Origin of the sequence: Rosistilla oblonga (genome assembly GCF_007751715.1) — a bacterium.
In the GTDB taxonomy this organism is placed as follows: domain Bacteria; phylum Planctomycetota; class Planctomycetia; order Pirellulales; family Pirellulaceae; genus Rosistilla; species Rosistilla oblonga.
Window position 1 is genome coordinate 2,619,566 of record NZ_CP036292.1, and the last position, 22,177, is coordinate 2,641,742.

Below are 22,177 nucleotides of genomic sequence, written 5' to 3' on the forward strand. Positions count from 1 at the left end.
ACGGCTGGGCAACCAAGCTGACCGATCATACGCCTGACCGGTGGTTGCTGTTTTATCTGCAACTGCTCCGCAACATCGACGGGGCCGACCGCTTTTCTTTTATTGCATGTGGCTCTCTCCATATCGATCGGGCTTAGAGCCGCGTTGCGTTTTTGGTTGGCACGCGATGTGCCATTTAGCCAAACATTACGATGGGCTGCGATGTCGAACTCGGGTGGGTCCGACGCGATCCGCGGCCCCATTCCCCCGACTGATTTGGTACGGAGAAATTTGCGATGAGACGAACTACATTTTGCACCGCCGCATTGGCTGCAAGTTTATTTGGATTCCAAGCCGCGAAGGCTCAGGATGTTGGCGACGCCGTCGACGGGGCGTTGAATGCGACCGGCGAGGCGGCTGCCGAGCTGGGGCAGGAGATCGGTGACGCTGCGGAAGCGGCAGTGCCGAATCAGCCAGCAGCCGAAGCGCAGGCCGATCTGGACGTTGATGCCGATGTCGAAGCAAAGGCGAACGTCGACGCGGATACTGACACGAAGGCTCAGGTCCAAGGCGATGGGCCGACGGCTGCCGATGTTCAGACCGGAACGAACACTCCGCTAGGTGTAGGCGTCGATGAGAATGGCAACCGACCCGCTGGAGTCGATGCCGATGCGGGAATCAATCCTCAAGCCGATCTGCAGTCGCAGCAGACTCGCGATTCGCAGGCACTACTGCAAGGCGACGCGGCACTTTCGGGAGACGCCGAATCGCAAGCCGATGCCAACGCAAACGCTCAAGCGAATAACGATGCCAACGACAAGTGGCGTTTCCGTCAACACAACGATCGCTGGTGGTATTGGTTGGGTGATCGCGGCAACGGTCGCTGGGCCTACTGGGATGATGGTCGCTGGTTCGACTACACCAACAACCGCTACCTGAACCCACGCCGCCAAGCGGGACACGACGACGGACATCAACCACGACATCGTATGGGCTACCGCGGCGATGCCAATAACCAAGGCGAGTTCGATGGTCCCTACTACTTCGACCGCGACGGCCGCCGATACCGCCGCGATGGCGATCGCTACATGAACGATTCGCAGTGGAACGACCGCGTCTGGGATGATGGCTACGGCCAACGCCACCAAGGCTATTGGAACGATCGCAACAACGGACGTTCCAGCACAGGAGCTCGCACTGGAGCATCGATCGGTGCAGAAGCAGGCGAGGCGATCGGCGGCCGTGCCGGCAGTCGAATCGGAGCTGAAGTTGGCGGAGCGATCGGTCGCGATCGTTAATCCGGACCGACGCAATCAACAATTGCAACCACATGACGCCCGCTGCACCATTCGCGTGCACGGGCGTCGTCGGGCGATTCGCTGTAGTTCTCAGTTGTTGTCGACGTATCCAAATTCCACGAGACTGCGTGGGCGAAACTTCACCGCCATTACAACGGTCGAAACTGAAGACTAATGTGAAGCGTAGTCCACCTCTCGAACACGTTTACGATCACGCAATTCTTCAACGACCGTTCTCAATCTTTCACGAACCATCTTAGCCCGGGTTGCAGGGATACTTTCGATGGATGTATATGGCGTCGAACTATCAGACGACGTAATCGAAATCGTCGCAAGGCCCGTAAGTCTCTGGAAAAACGTCTGAGAAAAGCCAATGTCTTTCACTCGATACAACTCCAGTTCGTTCATGTGCCGAGACAATACGCCCCACGAAACCCTGAACCTCTGATTCGTCAGTTCGTACCGAATAGAGTTTACGACCAAGTATCTCCAAATCGCGACGAAAATTGGGACAATGAGCCAGCAGAACAGGGCGCACATGATGTACGATTTTATATTCGTGATCTGGGACGGGCGGCCCTTCCACAACTCCTCTTCGCCACGCGAAATATTCTGTGTCGCATTCGACGTGATCGCTTCAGGCACAAAAGGAGGTGCTGGCTCAGGGATCTGCGGTGGCAGTTCAGGCATGACGTTGGTGGCAGCCTGATTCTTCAATTTAAGACTCGTCAACCGAGTGACCGGATGCCACGGCCCTGATTTGTCGTTTGCAACTTGAGCTGTGGATTCGATGCGACCTTCAGACGCAAGTAACTTCAATTTATCTGATCTATAGGGACCAAAACTTTTTCCACCCTGACGAATAAACCATTCTTTGGCCATTCAACGTCACCCAATTTGCGTAGTGTGCTTTCGAAACTGCTATCCTACTCGGTTTTACGATAGCTTCAAGATTGGGCAAAGCGGCGGATGCTCAGTACCGCTACGATTCAGCGGTCATAGACGTGATATGTTTCGCCGGTCACTGCTCTCAATTAAAGAAACGCGTGAGCCTCCGCTTGGCCGCAATAAGACGCGGACCTCATTGGATACCGCATGCTTCTCATCACTTACAGATAATACAGCAGCAGACAGACGGCTAGCAGCAGGGTGGCCCAGAGGGTCATTGTGCTGCTGGACCAGGTGCGGCCCAAGATGCCGTTTTCGTTGAACGTCGCTCGAGTGAAGTCCATGATGCCGTGGACGATCACCACCATGTCGCTGCGGAATGCGTCGTTGACGACATCGTAAACAGTTCGCAAGCCGCGGATGCAGGCGGGCAACAAGCGGCGGTAGATCCAGTCGGTGTCGAGATTCGTCGACCGCTGTTCGGCGGGATACAGCCCCGACTTCATCAACACGACAAAGGCCAGCAGTGCGAACAACAACAACTGCATCTGCGTGACCACATGCGTCACGGTGTAGGGATGGTAGTCGACCGCGTAGGGGAGCATCCGGTACAGCAGCGGATAAGCGATTCCCAAGCCGACGCAGAAGAAGGCGGCGATCGCCATCGCGGTCAGCATATTCCAAGGTGCCTCTTCCACTCGCTTGCCCGAATCGTGAGCGAAGAAAGCGAAGAAGGGGATCTTGATTCCCGAGTGCTCCATCACGCCCGCCGATGCGATCAGCAGCACGATCCAAACCCAGAACTGATGCTGTTCGGCGGCGGCGGAGATGATCATCGATTTGCTGATAAATCCGCTCAGCAACGGGAACCCCGAGATCGCTCCGGCACCGATGATGCAGAAGAGCGTCGTCCAAGGCATCGATTTGTGGAGCCCACCCAACTCGGTAGCCTTCGTCGTGCCGACGCGATACAGCACAGCTCCCATCGACATGAACAGCAGCGATTTGTAGATGATGTGACAGAACGCGTGAGCCACCGTGCCGTTGATCGCTAGTTCGGTTCCGATCCCAACGCCGACGACCATGAACCCCAATTGGTTGTTCAGACTGTAGGCGAGGACGCGGCGAAGATCGTTTTCGATCACTGCAAATACGATCGGGAAGAGCGTCATCGCGCAGCCGATCGGGATCAAAAGATCGAGCCCCGCAAAACCGCGGATCAATGAATAAACGGCCAGCTTCGTCGTAAACGCACTCAGAAAAACCGTCCCCGTCGCTGTCGCTTCGGGGTAAGAATCTTGCAACCAATTGTGCAGCAGCGGGAAGGCGCATTTGATACCTAGAGCCAGCAGGATCAAGGTCGCTGCGAGTCCCAACGGTTCCCCTTCGACGACAAAACTGGCGAACGTCAAGCTGCCGGATTGCACGTAGTGGATGATCGCTCCAGATAACAGCAGCACGCCCGAGGCGACTTGAATGATCAGGTAACGCATTCCGCTGCGATACGATCGCTCGCTGTCGCTAGCCCAGATCAGAAAGACGCTCGACAGCGCTGTCAGTTCCCAGAACACGAACAGCGTGATCAGGTCGCCAGCGCAACAGGCGCCGATCGCTCCGCCAGCGTAGACCAACGCGGCGATATGCTGTCGCGGATCCCGGACATGCAGCGCGTAGATCGACGACACGATCGCGGCAATATGAAACACGATCCCAAAGATCCGGCTCAGCGAATCGATCCGGACCATATTCAAGGTCATGCCGAACAGCGTGATGTTGCCATGTTCACCGGCGGGCGTGATCAAAAACAGGGCAAGGCTGATCACCGAAAGGGCCAAGACGCCGTAGGCTTGCAGCCGACGAGCGACAAAGGGCAACACGAGGGCCCCGAGAATCATGACCAAGCCAGGAGGCAGATTAGCGATCATAATAATCCTCCTTGCGGCCCACGATCATTCGCAGGATGCGGCCCAGGAAAACGATCACGACAAAGGAGACGAAGCCGAACCAAGCTTGGAATCCAAACGAGGTCTCGAGGTCGAAGTGCGGATGCGGATTGGTGTAGAACAGATCGGCGACAACCAACAATCCGCAAACGATCACCAATCCGGCGATCATCGCGTTGATGTTCCGCGGCTGTTCGAACCAGCTGGGCGGATCGGTCACTCGTTTGGATTTATGTTTGGAGGCATTCATTGCGATGAGACCAGCGGCAGCAAGACTTCGTAAATCGAACCGGCGGTGAAAAACAGCACGATGCTAAGCGCCGCGGTCAGGCACAGCGGCACGACGCACATCCACGGAGCCTCTTGAATCCCTGAGGGGGCAGCGTGCGGATCGGCTGTCGTTTCCTGGGGAGCCATGAAGGCGCGGATCGGAATGGGAATCAGATAGGCGATGTTCAACAGCGAGCTGACCATCAGCGCAGCGGTCAACAGATAGTGCTGCGTTTCGACAGTGCCAACCGCCAGGAACCATTTGCTCCAGACGCCACCACCAGGAGGCAGGCCGATAATGCTGAGCGATGCGATCAGGAAAGATGCAAACGTGAAGGGCATCTGCCGCCCCAGTCCCTGCATTTCGCTGATGTTCTTTTTATGCGTCGCCACGTAAATCGCACCGGCACAAAAGAACAAGGTGATCTTGCCGACGGCGTGCATCGCGATGTGCATCCCACCGCCGATCACGCTCGCGGGCGTCGCCAACGCGGCTCCCAACGAGATGTACGCCAGTTGGCTGATCGTCGAATAGGCAAGCCGAGCCTTCAGGCTGTCCTTCGTCATCGCGACGAGCGAAGCGGTCACCAGCGTCCCCGCGGCGACATAGGCTAGCCAGATGCTGACGCCCGTCGTTCGTAACAGGTCGATACCGAAGATGAAGACGGCGACTTTAAGGACCGAAAAGACGCCGACTTTCACGACAGCCACCGCGTGCAGCAGAGCACTGACGGGCGTGGGTGCGACCATCGCCGCTGGTAGCCAGCGGTGGAACGGCATCAAGGCAGCTTTGCCGATTCCAAACGCAAACAGCCCCAGCAAAACGCCGAGTTGTGTTTCGGTGATCTTCCCATCGGCCAAGGGCTCGGCAAGGATCCCACCCAATCGAAAGTCGAGTGTGCCGGCGATGTTCGACGTCCAAGCGATCGCGAACATAAAGAACGCAACCGAAGTCGAAAGCAGGATCCCCAAGTAGACGCGGCCTCCGTTGCGAGCCTCGCGGGTGCCGTGGTGCGTGACCAACGGATAGGTGGAGATCGTCATGATTTCGTAAGCGACGAACAGCGTGAACAGGTTCGCGGAAAAGGCGGCTGCCAAAGCTGCGAAGATCGCCGCGGCAAAGCAGGCGAAGAACCGCGTCTGGTGCGATTCGTGGTTGCCACGCATGTAGCCCGCGGCATAAACGGTCGTCAAAATCCAAAGCCCCGACGCGACCAAGGCGAACAGCATCCCCAACGGTTCGACCGCAAAAGCGATCTCGAACCCAGGGATCATTTCACCGATATGCCACTCGGGACGTCCGCCGGCAAAAACGTGTGATGCCAACAGGCAGGTGATGCCAAACAGCGCGATCGCGATCGTCAGCGAAGCGGCTTCGCGCACGTTCGGCAGCTTGCCAACCAGGAAGACCAGGCCGACGCCGATCAACGGCAATCCCATCGCCAGGATCAGAAGGTTTTCAGGAGTCATCAGGGTGTTCCTCCCAACAAACCGATCGCAGCAAATTGAGCCAAGCCGGCCGAATAGACGGTCCAAACGCCAAAGACCAATGTCGATCCAATCACCAGATAGGTCGGAATCAACATTCGCAGCGGCGGTTCGGTCGCTTGGCCCGCGATCTCCGTCGGCTCGTTAAAGTACAGCGTCTCGACGACTCGCCAGATATAAAGCAACGCCAACAGGGAACTCAGCAGCATCAAGATGCCGACCGGCCAGGCTCCCGAATCGATGACCGCCGTCAACAGCATCCACTTGCTGACAAAGCCGGCGGTCACGGGGACGCCGATCAAACCGAGGCCGCCGACGGTCCAGGCCAGCGCGGTCCAAGGCATCGTCCGCCCGGCGCCTCGCCAGTCGCTCAATTGGCTCGAACCCAATCGCAGTGTAAAGCAACCGACGACCATAAACAGACCACCTTTGATGATCGCATGGTTAAACATGTGAACGATCCCGGCGGACAGTCCCGCTTCGTTGCTGATACTGATCCCCAACAACATGTATCCGACTTGGGCGATGCTGGAGAAAGCGAGGATGCGTTTGACATCTTGTTGATAGATCGCAGCGAGCGAGGCGGCGAAGATGCCGACGATCGCCATCATCATCAGCCCCTTGGCCAACGGCAATTCGACAAACGCAAACTGCGGTGAGATGATTCCAAAGACGATGCGAATAAATGTGTAGACCGAGACCTTGGTCGCCGTTGCGGCGATGAAACAGGTGACAACCGAAGGGGCGTAGGTGTACGCTCCGGGCAGCCAAGTGTGCAGCGGAAAGACCGCCATCTTGATGCACAGCCCGATCGTTAAAAACGCAAACGCCACCAACCCGGTTCGCGTTTGCAAACCAACCGGCAACCGCTGGGCGATGTCGGCCATATTCAACGTGCCGGTCATCTGATAGATCAGCCCGATTCCGATCAGAATAAACGTGGCCCCCACGGTTCCCATGATCAAATACTGAAGAGCGGCCAACGGCGCGCGGCGGGTTCGCCCCAGACTGATCAATGCGTACGACGACAGCGACGAGATCTCTAAGAAGACAAAAACGTTAAACAGATCGCCGGTGATGCAGATCCCCAACAATCCGGTCAGGCACAACAGATAGGTTGCGTAAAACAGATAGTGCTTCGACGCCGGGATCTCGGCTTCCACGCTTGGCGGCGCGTATAGCAGCACGACCACACCGATCGCAGAGACAAACAGCAGCACAAATCCGCTGAGTCCATCGACGACGTATTCGATACCGTAGGGAGGCGCCCAATTGCCGATGTTGTAGTGAATCGGACCCGATCGAACGACCTCGGCCATCAGACCAACCGACATCGCAAAGACGGCGCAAGCGACGGCGAGAGCCAGCAAATAAACGAGCTTGCGATTTCCAATCAGCACGCACAGCGGTGCTGCAATCAACGGTACCACGATCAGCAGGACCGGCAGGTTTTGAGCGATCACGGCAGCCGATCCATTTCCAAAATCTTCTCCTCATCGATCGTTCCGTAGTCTTCACGGATACGCACGATCAACGACAGCGCCAGTGCGGTCGTGGCGATACCGACCACAATCGCCGTCAGCATCAAAACACTCGGCAAGGGATTCGAGTAGATGATCCCATCGACTTCTCCCGACATCCTCGCTCCCGCTTCGATCACCTCTTCCACACTCTTGCCCGTTGCGTGAGCCACTTCGGCCGCGTGCGAGGCGGCGTGTCCGGCGGCTTCCCCGTCGGCATGTCCATCGTGAGCGTGGTTCTGCACGATCCGAGGAGGAACGATCGGCGCGGTGCCGCCGTGGATCTTCCCCATCGTGATGTACAACAGGAAGACCGAGGTTTGGAAGATGTTCAGGCCGATGATCGATTTCATCAAATTGCGTCGGGCAATGACCATATAGAACCCGGTCATCATCAAAAAGATGACAACCCAGTAGTTATACAATCCGACGACTTGTTCCATATTCACAGAACGTGTTTCCTTCCCGCAAACGTGTAGAAGATCATCGTCATCACCGCGGTCACCGTGATCCCTACACCAAGCTCCACAACAAAGATCCCCAAGTGTTGGCCATGCGGCAGGATGCCGGGCAACAGATGGTGATCGAGGACTTCATAGTCGAGGAACTTTCCGCCCAACAAGATGGTGGTGATCCCCGTCCCCGCGTAGATCAAGACGCCCAACGCCATCATCTTTTCAACGGCCCAAGCTGGAACGACACGCTGCACCGCTTGCAGTCCGAAGACCAAGCCGTACAGGATCAACGCTGCAGCCAAGATCACGCCGGCTTGGAAGCCGCCGCCGGGGCCAAAGTCGCCGTGGAATTGAACGTAGAAACCAAACAACAGGATGTAGGGAATCAGTAGTTTGGTGACGACTCGAATGATCGGAAACGCAATCATTGGGAGACAGCCTCCCGTTCGGGTTCGTCTTTCTCTTTTCGTAAGATCAGCAGCACCGCGATACCAGCGGTCAAAACAACCGTCGTTTCGCCAAGCGTATCGTAACCGCGATAGCTGGCCAAAACGGAGGTGATCACGTTCGGCAAGCCGTGCATGTCGACTTGCGATTTTTCGACAAACGATGGCCGCGGATGCAGGTGAATCGGATCGTTGGGATCGCCAAAATGAGGCATGTCCAGCGTGCCGTAGACCAACGCACAACCGGTGATCGTGACAACCGTCAACGGCACCAGGGCAGGCTTGCGACGGCCGGCGTCGCTGGGACCGACCAGGACCAATGTGCTGAGCATCAGGACGGTCGAGATCCCCGCGCCAACAGCAGCTTCGGTAAACGCGACGTCGGGCGCGTCGAGGATCAGCATCCAACTGGCGCTAAGAAAACTGTAGATCCCCGTGAACATGATCGCTGCCCACAGATCGCGGATCCGCGCGACAGTGACCGCGGTCGCGGCGAGCATTGCGAGAATGGTAAAGACGATCAGATTCATACTTCCGTTCCCGAGCTTCCATCGCGTGGTGGGGAATCCAACACAGGCTTCAACCCATGTGTGACGGCGGACCGCGCCAACGCGTGGCACGAACTGGGGCTGGTCACCAGTAAGAAGAACAAGATCATTATCAACTTCACGGCGGCGAGACTTAGCCCTACTTGGAAGACCAGTCCCAACAAGATCGCTCCGGCCCCCATCGTGTCGGTGATTCCAGCGCCATGCAGTCGCGAGAAGAATTCGGGCAAGCGGACGATCCCGATTCCACCGACGATCGAAAAAAAGCCACCGATCAACATCAGGGCCCAGCTGAGGATATCCAACGCGATCATAGCTCGGTCCCCTCGCGGCTGAAGCTGCCGTATTCGGTGAATCGCAGCAGGGCGACCATCCCGATGAAGTTCATCAGGCTGTAGAGGAGTGCGAGGTCGAGAAAATCACCGCGTTCGGTGGCGACATCGACAACGGAAATCAGCAGAACGGTTTTTGTTCCGACCATGTTCAGCGCCAGCACGCGGTCGAAAACGGTTGGGCCGAGCATCGCACGGATCAGAGCCAACGCCATCGTGATCAGGATCGCGATCGATGTTACCAGGAAGATGCCGGTCATGATCGTTACTTCTCCAATGCGCAAACGCGGCGATCCATTTCGCCGGAGAGGTCTTCGGCGGCCCCTTCAAACGACAAGGCATGGACCAGAATCGAATTGCCTTCGACGCGAACGGTCACCGTTCCGGGAGTCAGGGTGATCGAGTTGGCGAGAATAACGCGGCCCAACTCGGTCTTTTGATTCGCCGAAACGCGGATCATGCTCCGTTGCAGCGGCATTTTGGGTGACAGGATGATCCGTGTGACTTCCATGTTCGACTGAACGATCTCTTTGATCAGCCACGGCGCGTAGGAGGTGAACGGTCGCAGGCCCAGATGAGCCGGCGCCCCTTCCTCGTCGACGATCTTCATCCGTCGCGAGATCGCCACTGAAATCAAACACGACCCAACTCCCAAAGCGATCAGGAAGGGATCGTCAAAGTGCCCCGACCACAACAACCAGGTTGCGAACAAGGCGATGCTGAGAGTGATGATAAACAGGTATTTCACAGTATGCTCTACGCATTCACGAACGATAGGCAAGATGGAAGCACTATAACGATCGATCAAGTCGACTTGCAGGGGGGCAGTTAGCCATTTCATGCTCTCGCTCGCCCCGTTTTCACCGCCTCCCCGCCAATGGCAACCGGTCCCGCCCAACGCCGACGCGGCGGCATCGAGGTCGCCTCTATAGACGCAGCGATCGAACAGCCCCGATCTTCGGCAAAACCGATTGGACCATCGACCCTTTGCTAGCCGCAGTGGTTCGATTGCGATTGCTGTTGCAGCGGCTAGAGCTAGATTTCCGAGGCGATACCCTAAACGTCTCCCCCGCGCCGACTAAGGTTGCGGCAACCCAAACGCCAGTTTCACCAACGCCCAAACAACGTGACGAATTACCAAGGCCTGCCCGATTCGCTGAGTCTGATGCTGATGAGTATCAGTCTATTGGTGGCGTTTTGGATCAGCGGCCCGCGAGATTCGGGCGGCGGCGTTGCCGCGGCGGTCGATTCACTCTCCAAACGCCCCTGGATCAGCCTGCTGCTGGTGTTTGCCGTCTCGTTGTTGACGAATCTCGGACTGACGCTGATTCGGTATCCGTTGCCTCGAATTCACGACGAGTTCAGTTATCTGCTGGCCGCTGACACCTACGCCTCGGGGCGGCTGACCAATCCAACGCACCCGTATTGGAAACACTTCGAGACCTACCACGTCCTCTCGCAGCCCAGCTACATGTCCAAGTATCCGCCGGGGAACGGGATCTTCCTGGCGCTAGGGCAGGTGACTACTGGGCATCCGATCGTCGGCAGCTGGCTGGCGTTGGCTCTGGGAATCGCCGCCACCTATTGGGCGTTGCGCGGCTGGATCCATCGTCGCTGGGCTCTGATTGCCGGACTGTTGCTGGCGATTAACGTCCCGATGCTGATGGCTTGGGGACAGACCTACTGGGGCGGCGGAGTCCAACTGCTCGGCGGTTCGCTGTTGATCGGCGCCCTGCGGCGGATCGTCGACCGCGATCGCTGGCCACGCCCAGTCTGGCAATACGCGAGCCTGTTTGCATGCGGAGCGGTCATTTTGGCGAACAGCCGCCCGCTGGAAGGCTTTTTGCTGTGCGGCGTCGCAGCCGTTGTGTTGCTCCACTGGCTCTGGAAGTCCCCCGCCTCGGATCGCATCAACAATTTGGTTCAGTTAGCGCTGCCGAGCCTGTTGATCGGCGGCATCGGGATCGCGAGCCTAGCGATCAACAACGCGGCGGTCACTAGCCGGGCGACTCAGTTGCCCTATTCGGCTCACTCCAAACAATACACCGCCACGTCGATGGTGATATGGAACGCATTGCCGCCGGTTCCGAAATACAACCTTCCCGCGATGGAAGCCTTTTACCGCGACTGGTGCCGACAACGGCAGCTCGATGCGCAAACGTTCGCTGGCTATACCGCCTTGGTTTCCAGCAAGCTGCAGCACCTGAGTCACTTTTACACGTTCATGGGCGGTCTGTGCCTGTTGCCCGCGTTGGCCCTGGTCCGCCGCGACCGATGGTTGCTGTTTGCCGTCGCCGTTGTGCTGGGGCTGTTGGTGATCGAGTTTCAATTTGTCCATTCGCGGACCTTCCCGCACTACGTCGCTCCGGTCGCTTGTCTATTTTATGTCGCAATGTTTCAGTCGCTGCGGTGGCTGCACGCCGCCGGACACCGCAATCGGCTGGCCCGCATGGTCTTGCCGACGATCGTCTTCTACAGCCTGTTAGCCTTGATCGCTTATGGCGTCGGCAACGCGACGCGAATCGAATCGCCCAACCGATCCGAGATCGCCGAACTTCTGGAACAAGAGCCGGGCAAACATCTTGTGTTGGTGGAATATTCGCCCGATCACAACGTCCATCGCGAGTGGGTCTACAACCGCGCCGACATCGACAACGCTCCAATCGTCTGGGCCCATCGCCTGGGGCCCGAAGCCGACGCGCCGCTATTAAAACACTTCGCCGATCGCAACACCTGGCTCTGGCAAGCCGATCGCGGCGCCGAAGGTCTAACGCAGTTCGAGCCACCGGCCGACAAACGGTATCGAGCAATCTTCTCTCAGTGACTGCTACCTAAGTTTCACCCCAAACTCCTAAGCCCGGAGGGCGGAACACGAACTGCCGGTGGTGTGCACCACCGAAACCGCGGAGCACCAAACCAGCTTCAAAGGCCGGAGGCCGACAAATTCTCTGCCGGTGGTGTAAACCACCGGAACCGGGGAGCCGCAAGCATTTTTAAAGGCCGGAGGCCGACACACTACAACCTGCCATTGGTTTTGGTTGGGGAAAGCAAGGCCTTGTGCCGGCCTCCGGCCTCGTGTTTTCGGGGTTGCTTGCTACCGGTGGTTTACACCACCGGCAAAGAATATGCCAGCCTGCGGCCTCCACCACCGGCAGAGACTTTGCCGACCTTCGGCCTGACGGGCGATACCCCCTCTCAACCCGCATCATTCAACTTCTGAAGCTGCTGGTCCGAGAGGGTTGGCGGTTGGGGCGGGTAGAAGTTTTGGTAGTAGGCTGGAAAGCGGTAGTAGGCCAATTGTTGGTCGTACCAACGGGTCAGAACATCGTGCAGGACCGCCGCAATGACGGGGTGTTCGCCCGCCACGTCGGTCGATTCCTGCGGGTCGTTTTCCAAATCGAACAACTGGACCGAATGACGCTGGCGATCGATCACCAGCTTCCATCGGCCGGCCCACTGCACTGCATCGCCGAGAGCGGCGCCGCTGTTGACGTGATGAAAGATCAGTCGCTGCGACAAGGGCGTTCGCTGATCCGACAACAGATCGCTACCTTGCAAATTGGGATGCGCCGGCCAATCGAGCAGCCCCATCACGGTTGGCAACACGTCGATATGTTCCAACGGATAATCGTCGGTCGCCGGAGCGATGAGATTGGGAGCGTGGATCACCGTCGCCACGTGCAGCGCCGGTTCGACCGGCTCGCGGGCGTGCCCCACCGATCCGTTTTCGTGGAACGCTTCACCGTTTTCACCCAATACGACCAAGATCGTATCGTTCAAAACGCCTTGCTCTTGGAGATGCTCCACCAACCGGCCAAGCTCCTTGTCGCAGTTGTGGATCGCGTTGTAATAGGCGTTGCGAACCAGCGGCGTCTTCTCCGGCGGATGGTACATAAACGTCACGTCGCGATCCATCCGCGCCGGCTGAAACGGCTCCTCCGTCCCCGGCGGCAACTCATACGGAAAGTGCGAAGTCTGCAGGTTCATGCTAATGAAATAGGGCGTCTGGCTGGCGAGTTGATCATCGATCCATTGCAGCGTGCGGTCCATCGTTTGGTTGTCGTAAAGACTGCCCGCGTGGAACGCTCCCACCGCTCGTTCCAACGCAAACCCGGGATCGCGAGCTGATGTGTAGGTCTCCAGGTTGCTGCGAGCCGAATCGAAGAACAGATCCAACGAAGGAACCTGCAGGAATTGATCCATCCCGCCCCACGATTCGTTTTGGCTGGACATGATCGCTGTCGCGTAGCCCGCTTGCTTGAATAGATCGAAAGCCAACGTCTTCGGCCATGGATCGTCGCTGCGGTAATAATGGTGCCGCTGAGTCCGCAGCGGATAGAGCGACGAGACGATGCAGACGTCGGCATAATCGCTGTGCGTCGATTGCGCGTAGGCTCGATTCCAAGTGAGTCCTTCGGCCGCCAGGCGAGTCAGGTTGGGAGCGACCAGTTTGCCCTGGTGCCGCAATCCGACGACGTCCGATCGCAGCGATTCGATGGCGAGAAAGATCACCGATGGCCTCGCGCTGTTTTCTGGCACGGTCCACGATGCCTCGCGAGCGACCAACGATTTCGGATCGATCGACGCCTGGATCGGCTCATGAGCCAGCAGGTCGTAGCTGGATGAGGCGAGCGTGACCAACGGGTGCAAGCGGCTGCGAACCGATTCGATCCGCGTCGCCGATCGATGGGCGCTGAGATCGCTGGCGATGGGCGTCCAGATTCCCACGAGTACGATTCCAGCCAAAATCCAGCTGGCGCGAAGATCGCGCGGCGAGCGGTCGCGGGACAGCGACGGCGTGTGCCGCAACAACCAACAAAACGCCCAGATCACCGCCGGAGCGGCGAGGCTTGCCAGGACGATCGATCGCCGTTCGCCCGGGCCCATATGATCCCAAGTCGAGAGGAGCGGGTTGGCGACGAGAAACAGCAGCGTATCCAAAGTGGCGAAGCGACCGATTTGAGTGTTCAGCCCCCAGCTGCCGATGCTGATCGCAACGATCATCGCCAGAGTGCAACCGACGGCCACGCGGAACAGTCGGGCGGCGAGCAATCCGCCACGCTGCTGAATCCAGTCGGCAGCCCGCGCCAGTCCGTAGATCGCCCAAGCGATCGTGATCCACAGCCAAGCCATCATCGCGATGGTGAATTGCGCCAACGGCGAGCCTTCGGCCAGAATGCCGCTCGCGTTGGTGATCTGCAGCGTGAGATCGATTCCAAAACCGAGGGAGCAGAGCGCCGCGAGGATTCGCGTCGGGAAGACCGTATCGACGGCATACGCCAGTCCGCGAAGCAGTTTCCGTTTCATCATTGGTCTCAATTGGGTTTTCAAAAGTTCGGCGGCAAGTCGTGGGTAGGCACGTCCGGCCCCTTCGTTTAACCGTGTGCCCATCGGGCCGCGCGTTTACGTTGGGATAGTGCTTCGCCGCGCGGGGCGTTGCCCACGCGGTTAAACAACGCGTCCCTCCCCCTTCGTTTAACCGCGTGCCCAGCGGGCCGCGCGTCAAACCGCATCCCAAATCTAAAAGCGCGGCCCGCTGGGCACGCGGTTAAACTAACGAGCGTGTGCCGGTGGGTTTGTCGTTGGCGTTCGCGCGACAGGGAAACCTACAGCGCAGCACGTTGTTTTCTGGCAACATTCGATTGCATCCCCGTCCTGCGAGCCGCGACGGGCAGGTGAGTTGAACGGTTGCAGCGATTGTGCTGTTTGCATCATCGCGTCGCTTGGGGAAATCGATGCGGGCAAGCTGCATGCGTTGCGATTTCACATCATCGACGAAAACGATGTCGTAGAGTCGTGCAGCAATTTGCAGATTCCCTCGCGATCTTCGATCGCCTATTTACCGCACGATCCGATCATGAAAAACCCAATCCGCATGCTGATGCTGACGCTATCGTTGACGATCGTCTGCAGCCAGGCGATGGCGACCAACGTCATGTGTCCGGTGCTGCGCGATCGCGAAGCAACCGACGAATACGTGACGACCTATCAAGGGAAAACGGTTCGCTTTTGCTGCAATGAGTGCCGACAGGAGTTCGAGCAAAACGCGGAACTGTACGCCAGCGAAGTGCCTCAATTACAAAACCTTGCCTGGAGCGATCGGCTGCGTGATTTCTTCGACACCAACACCCGATACGTCGCGATCGGTTTACTGCTAACGCTACTGATCGGATTGCGAGCCTACGGCTACCAGTCAACGAATCGAATCGGCGACGATCCGCCCACCGAAGCGGCGATCGACGTCGATGAACAATTTGCTCAACCAGCGTCCCTTCCAGCCGAACGCTTGCCACTGCGGCAGCGGTTGCTGACCGGCAAGGTCTCACCAGTGATCCCGTTGGTGATCTTGTGCGGATATTTGGGATACGAGATCTGGTCGCTGCGCGATCACATCGCGTCGACCGCCCTCGCCGAAGAGATCCACTTTGCAACCTTCTACGATTTCGGAACACCTCCGGTCCCCGAGCGGCCTGCCGATCTCGAGAATCGTTTGTCGGGATCGTATTATCGCGGCAACGACGAGCGCAGCCCGCGGTTGTTCAACGAAGGGAACTACCGCACCGCAACCTTTCATATCCAATTAGTCGACGCGCAAGGGACGCCACTGGTTGCCGGGGACGACATTTCCGATCGCGAGGTCTTCCTGAACCTCGACATCGATCGGCCACCGTTCACTCCTGATTTCCTCTATCTGCCACGGGTGATGGAGACGATGTTCTTGACCCGCAAGAGCGAGATCTTTTTGGGACGCGACAGTCCGGTCGAAGATGCGGTCATGTTGGAAACAGTCGAGCCGATGCAGCGTTGGAACGCACGTTTTTCGCTGGGCAAGATCTCCTGCTGCAGCAAAGAACTGCGCGGCGTCGTCTACGTCAGCGAACAACGGTTCTACAAGCCGCACTGGTGGTCCAGCAGCGAACAGGTCGGCGGCGCACGGATGCATTACGGCATTCGGTACGATCTGGCGACCGAAGTCGGACGACTGACCGAGGCGTCGGACATGTACATGGGAGCGCTCTATCGGACGCGGAAGTTTCCCAAATGGAAGGTCCCGATGACCGAGTGGTTCTCGCACCAACCGATCCCCGAACTGCCCGGCCCCAACGTCGAAGATAAAGCGCTGCTGGGAATCGACGACCACGAAGCCGATCGCGGCGTGATCGCCGAAACGCTATAAGCGGCCGCCCGAAGGCACGGCTTCTCTAGCAGCTTGCTGAGGTAGCCCACTTCAACAACAATGCAATCCACCCGCCGGGCTTCGCCAGGCGGGTGAAGTGCATGTTGCCAACGCGAGACTTCACCCTCCCACAAACGAAGTTTGGCAGGGGAGGGTCGAACCAGCGAAGCGAGGTTCGGGGAGGGGAGTCCACAAGGCAATTCCGCATCGATCGAAACAGCGTAAGGCCCTCCCCGAAAAACTTGCTAAACGCTCGTTTTCCGACCCTCCCGGCTTCGCCAGGCGGGTGAAGTGCTCGCGGCGTGAAATGCTCGCGGGGAAGAAGGCGTTTGGGAGAAGCTCAGGATTTTTCGCCCAAGGCGTCGACGGGGCGGTCTTCGGGATAGATCGACAGCCCGCCGGAAGCTCGCAATTCGATGAGGTACGACTTGCCAGCTTCGGTCTTCACCGAGACTGCTTCGCCATGGGCGGCGCGGATCCCTTTTTCGGCCGCCAGTTTGCGATCGTTGGCGAACTCCCAAAATTTCGACCAGATCTCCTGCTCGAATTCGTTGGGTTCTCCGCCTCGCAGATAGGCCTGCGGCATCGACCCAACCTCATCGATCACAAACCCATCGCTGGGCGTTTGGTGTTCGCCAAAGACGCGGCGGAAGAGGGTCAGCGACGTACCGCGGGCGATGTCGGCCGATTCGACAAACTTGTCCTCGAACTTCACCACCCAGTTATCGATGTAGACGACATCGCCATCGATCGTGAAGACCTTTGGTTTGCCGATCGGGTTCCCCTCGGGAGAGAGTTCGGTGAAACGGACTGTCGTCGAGACCATCTCCGACGCCAGCTGCGGTTGCTGGCTGAGCACTTCCAATCGCGCCAGACGCTGGTCGACCTTCAACAACTGAAGCGCCGTTTCCATCCGCGTGATCGTCTTGGCTTGTTCCGCGATCTCGACGCCGGCGTTTTCGAGTTCGACCTGAGCCGTTGCAAGTGCCGATTCGGTCTCGGCCAGCTTGCGTCGCTCGGCGTCGAACATATCGTAGGTCACGTATCCGGCGCTTCCCAGGATGCCCGCGACGCAGACCATCAGGAACGTGCGGACCGTGGTGTTGATCGTGTGTATCGTTTCTCCGACACGTCCCATCGTGAGGACTCCTGAGTTGAAAACATGGCATCGCGCCGCGAGGCGATAGCAATGCGAGAATTTCGTTTCGAATTCAACCGCCTCGACTTGCATTCAATCGGCTGGTCGCATTGATTTGCAACAAGCTGTTTCTCCTTGAATAGCAATGAGTTACGGAGATTTCTTGTCAATTCCTGAAGGATACACGGATTTCACGATGCCGACTATCCAGTTTTTGCAACTGATTTCCTGGGTGCGGGTGAGTTGAACTCCAACCTCGTCATCCTTCTCGACCGGCAAATGCTAGCTGCGGGGGCGGATGCGCTACAGGATGCCGTCCCCCCATGATCTTTACGATTATGGGCCGTTGTATCACGCGGTGAATGCTTTGACGGTGAGCATCTCGGATAGGGCGGGAAATAGAGAGCTCAAAAAAGCGAGTCGACTATTTCAGTTCCACCTTGAAACGGTTGATCGTTCCATTGAACGCAAACGGTCGTTTGTCGTAGTAGTTCAGCGATACGGTCGAACCGAGATCCGTGCCGACGTCGAAGGTTTCACTCGCCGAGAATGCGGCGGGGACCGTACGAGCGAGTTCGACTTGCCCGACTTGCTTCCCGTCGACGATCAGGGTCGCCGTGCCACTTTTGCCCGGCCCCGCGATCGTCGTCTCAATCTCGATTTGATGTTTACCAGCATCCAGCGGCTGGCGGCTGCGAGCTTCATACTGTTCGATGATGAACAGGTTGTACAGGTAAACAAGATGTCCATCCTCTAGGTACACCGTCACTCCGCCGCCAGCGCCGCCGAGTGCATAAAGCACGCCGTTGGCTTTCTCGGGAACTTCGAGATCAATCGTGATCTTATTGCTTTGGCGGCCGATACCCGGCGCAGCGAACTCCGGCATTCGCTTCGTGTTGGCGGTAAAGTTCCAACTTTTGTAAGCGGTCTTCACGCGGTCTTCAGGGTGCAGCCGCAGCCATAGTCCTGCTCCAATTGGAAAGTCGTTGTTGTCTTCTGCCAGCGCCAGAAACTGTTTCTTCAGTTCTTCGAGCTTCTGAGGTTGGTCCGCCGCTAGGTTGTTGGCTTCTGAAAAATCTTCGCTGATGTTGTAGAGCTCCCATTCATCCGAAGCAGAATCCCACTTCGCAACGCGAGGAACCGATGCCGGTGTGTTCCACGGAATGAACGGGCCAAACGCACAGGCAACCCAGCCGTCCTTGTAGATCGCGCGGCTGCCGTTGTTGTCAAAGAACTGGACGTCCTTTTTGGTTTGTGCATCGCCGTCAGTAAAAGTGTAAGCGAGACTCGTGCCGTCGATCTCGATCTGGTCCAGACCATTGACGGTCCGCGGCGGAGTGATCCCCAGTATTTCGTAGATCGTCGGTGCGATGTCGACGACGTGATGAAACTGGTCGCGGATCGTTGTGTCGGGTTTGATCCCCTTTGGCCACGAGACAACCATTGGATTCCGAGTGCCGCCGAAATGTGAGGCGACCAACTTGGTGGCTTTGAATGGAGTACTGCCGGCCCAAGCCCATCCCGAATGATACATGTTGTCCGTCTTGGGCGAGCCCAACGCATCGAGTCCGCCGATCTTGTCGAGTGCAGCAATTTGTTGTTCGACGGTGTTGGGAATATTGTTCTGCGCAAGCAACTCACTGATCGAACCTTCCTGTCCTTCGGCGCTCGATCCATTATCGCCCCAGATGTAGAAGATCAACGTGTTATCGCGCAGCCCACGTTCCTCCAGTCCGGCAACCAATCGGCCGACCTGCGCGTCGGTGTGTTCGGCGAAGCCAGCGAAGATCTCCATCCCACGACGTTGAAATGCGAGCTGGTCTTCGGGGATGTCTTCCCACGCGGTCATCGTGGGGTCGCGCGGCGTGAGTTTCGTTCCTGGAGGAATGATCCCCATTTCGAGTTGTCGTTGGTGAACGCGCTCGCGGTAGGCATCCCAACCGTCGTTGAACTTGCCTTTGTATTTGTCGGCCCACTCGGGAAAGATATGGTGTGGACCATGGACTCCGCCGGATGCCCAATACATCAAAAAGGGTTTGTCGGGAGCAAACGCCTGTTGATCATCGAGCCACGCGAGCGCCTTGTCGGTCAAATCTTCGGTGAGGTGATAGCCTTCATCTTCCGGCGGTTCGACGGCGTCGTAGTTTTCGACCAGTCGCGGTTCCCACTGCGATGTTTCGCCGGCCAGGAAGCCATAAAAGTATTCGAAGCCGTAACCGTTGGGCCAGCGATCCTTCGGGCCGATCGAAGTCGTTTCTGTCGCCGGGGTGTTATGCCATTTCCCAAACGCGGAGGTGTGATATCCATACTGTTTCAGCACCTCGGCAAATGTAGCGGCCGTCTTGGGGATAACACCTGTGTAACCGTCGAAGGCAACCGCCCGTTCGGCGATCGTCCCCGAAGATACACGCGTGTGGTTCCGCCCCGTCAACAACGCAGCTCGAGTAGGCGAACAGATCGATGTTGTGTGAAAGGCGTTGTATCGCAGTCCTTCGTTCGCAAGCTTGGTCAACGTCGGCGTGTGGACCTCCCCACCAAAAGTCTCCGAGATTCCAAAGCCCACATCGTCGACAAGCACAACTAAGATATTCGGCGAATCCTTGGGCAATCGTTGCGCAGGCTCGGGCCATTTCATCTGCGAATCTTGCAACCGAGGTTTCGTGACGCTCTTCATTTCCTGCGGAGGAAACGGAAGAACCGATCCGTCATCGGGAGGAGATTGCGAGAGGAGTTGGTTCGGTTGGATCGCTGCGAGCAAGCTCAGGAAACCGGCACAGAATAGAGTTCTTATCATTACGTTTTCCCGAAGCTCTTGAATCGTATTAACAACAGGTAAGGAACTCGCCGCCGACGTCAGGGTGTGAGGCAGAGGCGAGCGAGGAATCGCGGATCGCGCTGCGGCGAATTACAGCCCGACGTCTTTGGGTGGATACTTTTTGAAGGTCGCAGCATGTTGCTTAAGCTTCCCAAGGACCGTTGCCAGGAATGCATTTCGGCGGTGGCCGACTGGCATCTGTTCCTTCGGGTCGATGTAGAGGTTGAACAGCCACGGTGCTAGTCCAACATCCTGTATGGTCGCGTAGTCGATATGCATGTGCGTCGATTCGGGAAGTGCAACCTTAAGGTGTACTTTATATTCCCGCATCCGGCAGGCCATCAGTTCCGTGCCCCACCAAAAGTAGACGGCTTCACGTTGGGAATGACCTTCGTCGTGAAGCAGGAACGAAGTTTGATCGATGAAGTCGTAATACCGATCGGTTGGCAAGGTGTCGTGTTTGACACCACCGACGTTAAGGGCGACGCCGAAGAGATCCATCAGGTCGAACAGGTCATCGCTTTCGCGGCCCGGTTCGATCATTCCTTTCCAGTAGGCGATGCCGGGAACCCGGACACCTCCTTCAAACGTGGTCCCCTTCGCGCCACGAAACGGCGTGTAGCCCGCGTCGGGCCATCCATCCATCTGCGGGCCGTTGTCGCTGGTGAAGAAGACGAACGTGTTCTCCAGCACGCCCGCCTCGTCTAAGGCTTTGATGATTTCACCGACGTGCAGATCGACTTCCGCAACGGCTTCCTTGTAGAAGTACTTCGCGGCGCTCAGAGACCCGAGATCTGGGTTGGGAAAGTTGTCGCAGTGAACCTTCATGAAACAATGTTCGATGAAGAAGGGCTTGTCCCCTTTGGCCAACTCTTTGATCTTCTCAATCGTGAAATCTGCCAGGACCTTTTCGGCTCGCCCCATGTCTTCGAGCGATTGCACCTGTGCAAGCTTCTCGGTGCGGCCCCCCTTGAAACCGTGGGTGAGGTGATTGTCAGGCGCGATCGCCTCGAAGGCCCGCATTCGTTCCGGATCGTTGACGAGATCGGGGAACCGGCGGGAATCGAACCGTTGGGAGATCTCCTTCTGCGCCGGGTAGTAGCCGTAATATTCATCGAATCCGATATCGTGCGGCCGCATTCCCTCGGGTTCTCCCACATGCCATTTACCGGTGAGCATCGTGAAATAGCCGGCGTCGCTGAGCAACCTTGCCAAGCTCACTTCGTCCGCCCAAGGATTCTTGGTGAGTTTGTCGCCCGCTAGGATCGGCCGCGTCAATCCGGTTCGGTGAGGGAGTCGCCCTGTCAGAATCGCCGAACGCGTTGGCGTGCATGTCTGTTGCGAATAACAACTGGTCAGCTTCAGCCCTTCCCTCGCCAAGCGATCGATATTCGGAGTCGCTGCACCGACCGCGGCACCGCCGCCATAACATCCCGGGTCGCCGTATCCCATGTCATCGACGACCAACCAAAGAATATTCGGCTTTCGGCCTGTCTCCATCTTCAGCTTCGCAAGCTTCGTCGCAACAACGTCGTCCTGATCCGAACGTGGTATCGCCGGTTCGAAGTTGTCCGCGGTTCGCAAGGTGCGATCCAGATTGGGCTTTTGACCGAGTCCGACTGAAACCGGTCCCAACAATATCAATCCCAGCAACGTCGAAGTGGCGATCGGGTAAACAGTTCTCACGTGTTGGCTCTCAGGTTGGCGGATGCGGTCGAGATATGCTCGCGGATTTGAAAAGTTGCGATTGCCGATGACCGCTGTTCGACAACGAGGAATGAGCCGGCATGAGTTACCGATCTCATGGAACGAAGGTACAAACCGTGAACGATTCGCAGGGCTTGTTGGATCGATGTATCGCTGGAACGATTGCTTTATAT

The 22,177-nt window shown here is 57.5% G+C and carries 18 protein-coding genes; 3 read left to right on the plus strand and 15 right to left on the minus strand.

Annotated elements, in window-relative coordinates:
* The first annotated feature begins 275 nt into the window (after window positions 1-275).
* Window positions 276-1,277 carry a hypothetical protein gene (locus tag CA51_RS09235; protein WP_145119883.1) on the plus strand — a complete coding sequence of 334 codons (1,002 nt, stop codon included), beginning with the start codon at window positions 276-278 and terminating at the stop codon, window positions 1,275-1,277.
* 171 nt (window positions 1,278-1,448) lie between these two features.
* Here CA51_RS09235 and CA51_RS09240 read toward each other — a convergent pair whose 3' ends face one another.
* The 11 genes from CA51_RS09240 to CA51_RS09290 form a co-directional block, all read right to left on the minus strand.
* Window positions 1,449-2,159 (minus strand): PH domain-containing protein, encoded by a 711-nt coding sequence (locus CA51_RS09240; RefSeq protein WP_145119885.1) that lies wholly within the window; start codon window positions 2,157-2,159, stop codon window positions 1,449-1,451.
* Window positions 2,160-2,386: 227 nt separating this feature from the next.
* Window positions 2,387-4,096, minus strand: a complete 1,710-nt coding sequence (locus tag CA51_RS09245; protein ID WP_145119887.1) for a Na(+)/H(+) antiporter subunit D — start codon at window positions 4,094-4,096, stop codon at window positions 2,387-2,389.
* Window positions 4,080-4,358, minus strand: coding sequence for a hypothetical protein (locus CA51_RS09250; RefSeq protein ID WP_145119889.1), 279 nt, complete (start codon window positions 4,356-4,358; stop codon window positions 4,080-4,082). The genes CA51_RS09245 and CA51_RS09250 overlap by 17 nt, the downstream gene beginning before the upstream one ends.
* Complete coding sequence (locus tag CA51_RS09255) at window positions 4,355-5,848, minus strand: proton-conducting transporter transmembrane domain-containing protein (protein ID WP_145119891.1); 1,494 nt, start codon at window positions 5,846-5,848, stop codon at window positions 4,355-4,357. Before CA51_RS09255 ends, CA51_RS09250 begins: the two co-directional genes overlap by 4 nt.
* Window positions 5,848-7,329 carry a monovalent cation/H+ antiporter subunit D family protein gene (locus tag CA51_RS09260; protein WP_231746089.1) on the minus strand — a complete coding sequence of 494 codons (1,482 nt, stop codon included), beginning with the start codon at window positions 7,327-7,329 and terminating at the stop codon, window positions 5,848-5,850. Before CA51_RS09260 ends, CA51_RS09255 begins: the two co-directional genes overlap by 1 nt.
* Window positions 7,326-7,829: a sodium:proton antiporter gene (locus CA51_RS09265; protein ID WP_145124092.1), complete on the minus strand. Its 504-nt coding sequence runs from the start codon at window positions 7,827-7,829 to the stop codon at window positions 7,326-7,328. Before CA51_RS09265 ends, CA51_RS09260 begins: the two co-directional genes overlap by 4 nt.
* Before the next feature lie 2 nt (window positions 7,830-7,831).
* On the minus strand, window positions 7,832-8,269 hold the full coding sequence (locus CA51_RS09270; protein ID WP_145119894.1) for a Na(+)/H(+) antiporter subunit B: 438 nt from the start codon (window positions 8,267-8,269) through the stop codon (window positions 7,832-7,834).
* The gene (locus tag CA51_RS09275; protein ID WP_145119896.1) at window positions 8,266-8,817 is read right to left on the minus strand and encodes a DUF4040 domain-containing protein; all 552 of its coding nucleotides are present in this window, start codon (window positions 8,815-8,817) and stop codon (window positions 8,266-8,268) included. Before CA51_RS09275 ends, CA51_RS09270 begins: the two co-directional genes overlap by 4 nt.
* A complete protein-coding gene (gene mnhG / locus CA51_RS09280) occupies window positions 8,814-9,149 on the minus strand; it encodes a monovalent cation/H(+) antiporter subunit G (RefSeq protein ID WP_145119898.1) in 336 nt (111 codons plus the stop codon). The genes CA51_RS09275 and mnhG overlap by 4 nt, the downstream gene beginning before the upstream one ends.
* The gene (locus CA51_RS09285; RefSeq protein ID WP_145119900.1) at window positions 9,146-9,427 is read right to left on the minus strand and encodes an MrpF/PhaF family protein; all 282 of its coding nucleotides are present in this window, start codon (window positions 9,425-9,427) and stop codon (window positions 9,146-9,148) included. Before CA51_RS09285 ends, mnhG begins: the two co-directional genes overlap by 4 nt.
* Before the next feature lie 5 nt (window positions 9,428-9,432).
* On the minus strand, window positions 9,433-9,915 hold the full coding sequence (locus CA51_RS09290; protein ID WP_145119902.1) for a Na+/H+ antiporter subunit E: 483 nt from the start codon (window positions 9,913-9,915) through the stop codon (window positions 9,433-9,435).
* Between the two features lie 378 nt (window positions 9,916-10,293).
* Between CA51_RS09290 and CA51_RS09295 the strand changes: the two genes are divergently transcribed.
* A complete protein-coding gene (locus CA51_RS09295; protein ID WP_145119904.1) occupies window positions 10,294-11,991 on the plus strand; it encodes a hypothetical protein in 1,698 nt (565 codons plus the stop codon).
* Window positions 11,992-12,362: 371 nt separating this feature from the next.
* On the opposite strand, the gene CA51_RS09300 is transcribed toward CA51_RS09295, so the two are convergent.
* Window positions 12,363-14,477 carry a sulfatase family protein gene (locus CA51_RS09300; protein ID WP_197451707.1) on the minus strand — a complete coding sequence of 705 codons (2,115 nt, stop codon included), beginning with the start codon at window positions 14,475-14,477 and terminating at the stop codon, window positions 12,363-12,365.
* A gap of 370 nt (window positions 14,478-14,847) precedes the next feature.
* Here CA51_RS09300 and CA51_RS09305 point away from each other — a divergent pair, with 370 nt between their 5' ends.
* A complete protein-coding gene (locus CA51_RS09305) occupies window positions 14,848-16,344 on the plus strand; it encodes a hypothetical protein (protein WP_145119908.1) in 1,497 nt (498 codons plus the stop codon).
* Window positions 16,345-16,684: 340 nt separating this feature from the next.
* Here CA51_RS09305 and CA51_RS09310 read toward each other — a convergent pair whose 3' ends face one another.
* The 3 genes from CA51_RS09310 to CA51_RS09320 form a co-directional block, all read right to left on the minus strand.
* A complete protein-coding gene (locus tag CA51_RS09310; RefSeq protein ID WP_145094522.1) occupies window positions 16,685-17,482 on the minus strand; it encodes a hypothetical protein in 798 nt (265 codons plus the stop codon).
* Window positions 17,483-17,906: 424 nt separating this feature from the next.
* Window positions 17,907-20,276, minus strand: a complete 2,370-nt coding sequence (locus CA51_RS09315; RefSeq protein WP_145119910.1) for a sulfatase family protein — start codon at window positions 20,274-20,276, stop codon at window positions 17,907-17,909.
* A gap of 111 nt (window positions 20,277-20,387) precedes the next feature.
* The gene (locus CA51_RS09320) at window positions 20,388-21,950 is read right to left on the minus strand and encodes an arylsulfatase (protein WP_231746176.1); all 1,563 of its coding nucleotides are present in this window, start codon (window positions 21,948-21,950) and stop codon (window positions 20,388-20,390) included.
* Window positions 21,951-22,177: the final 227 nt, after the last annotated feature.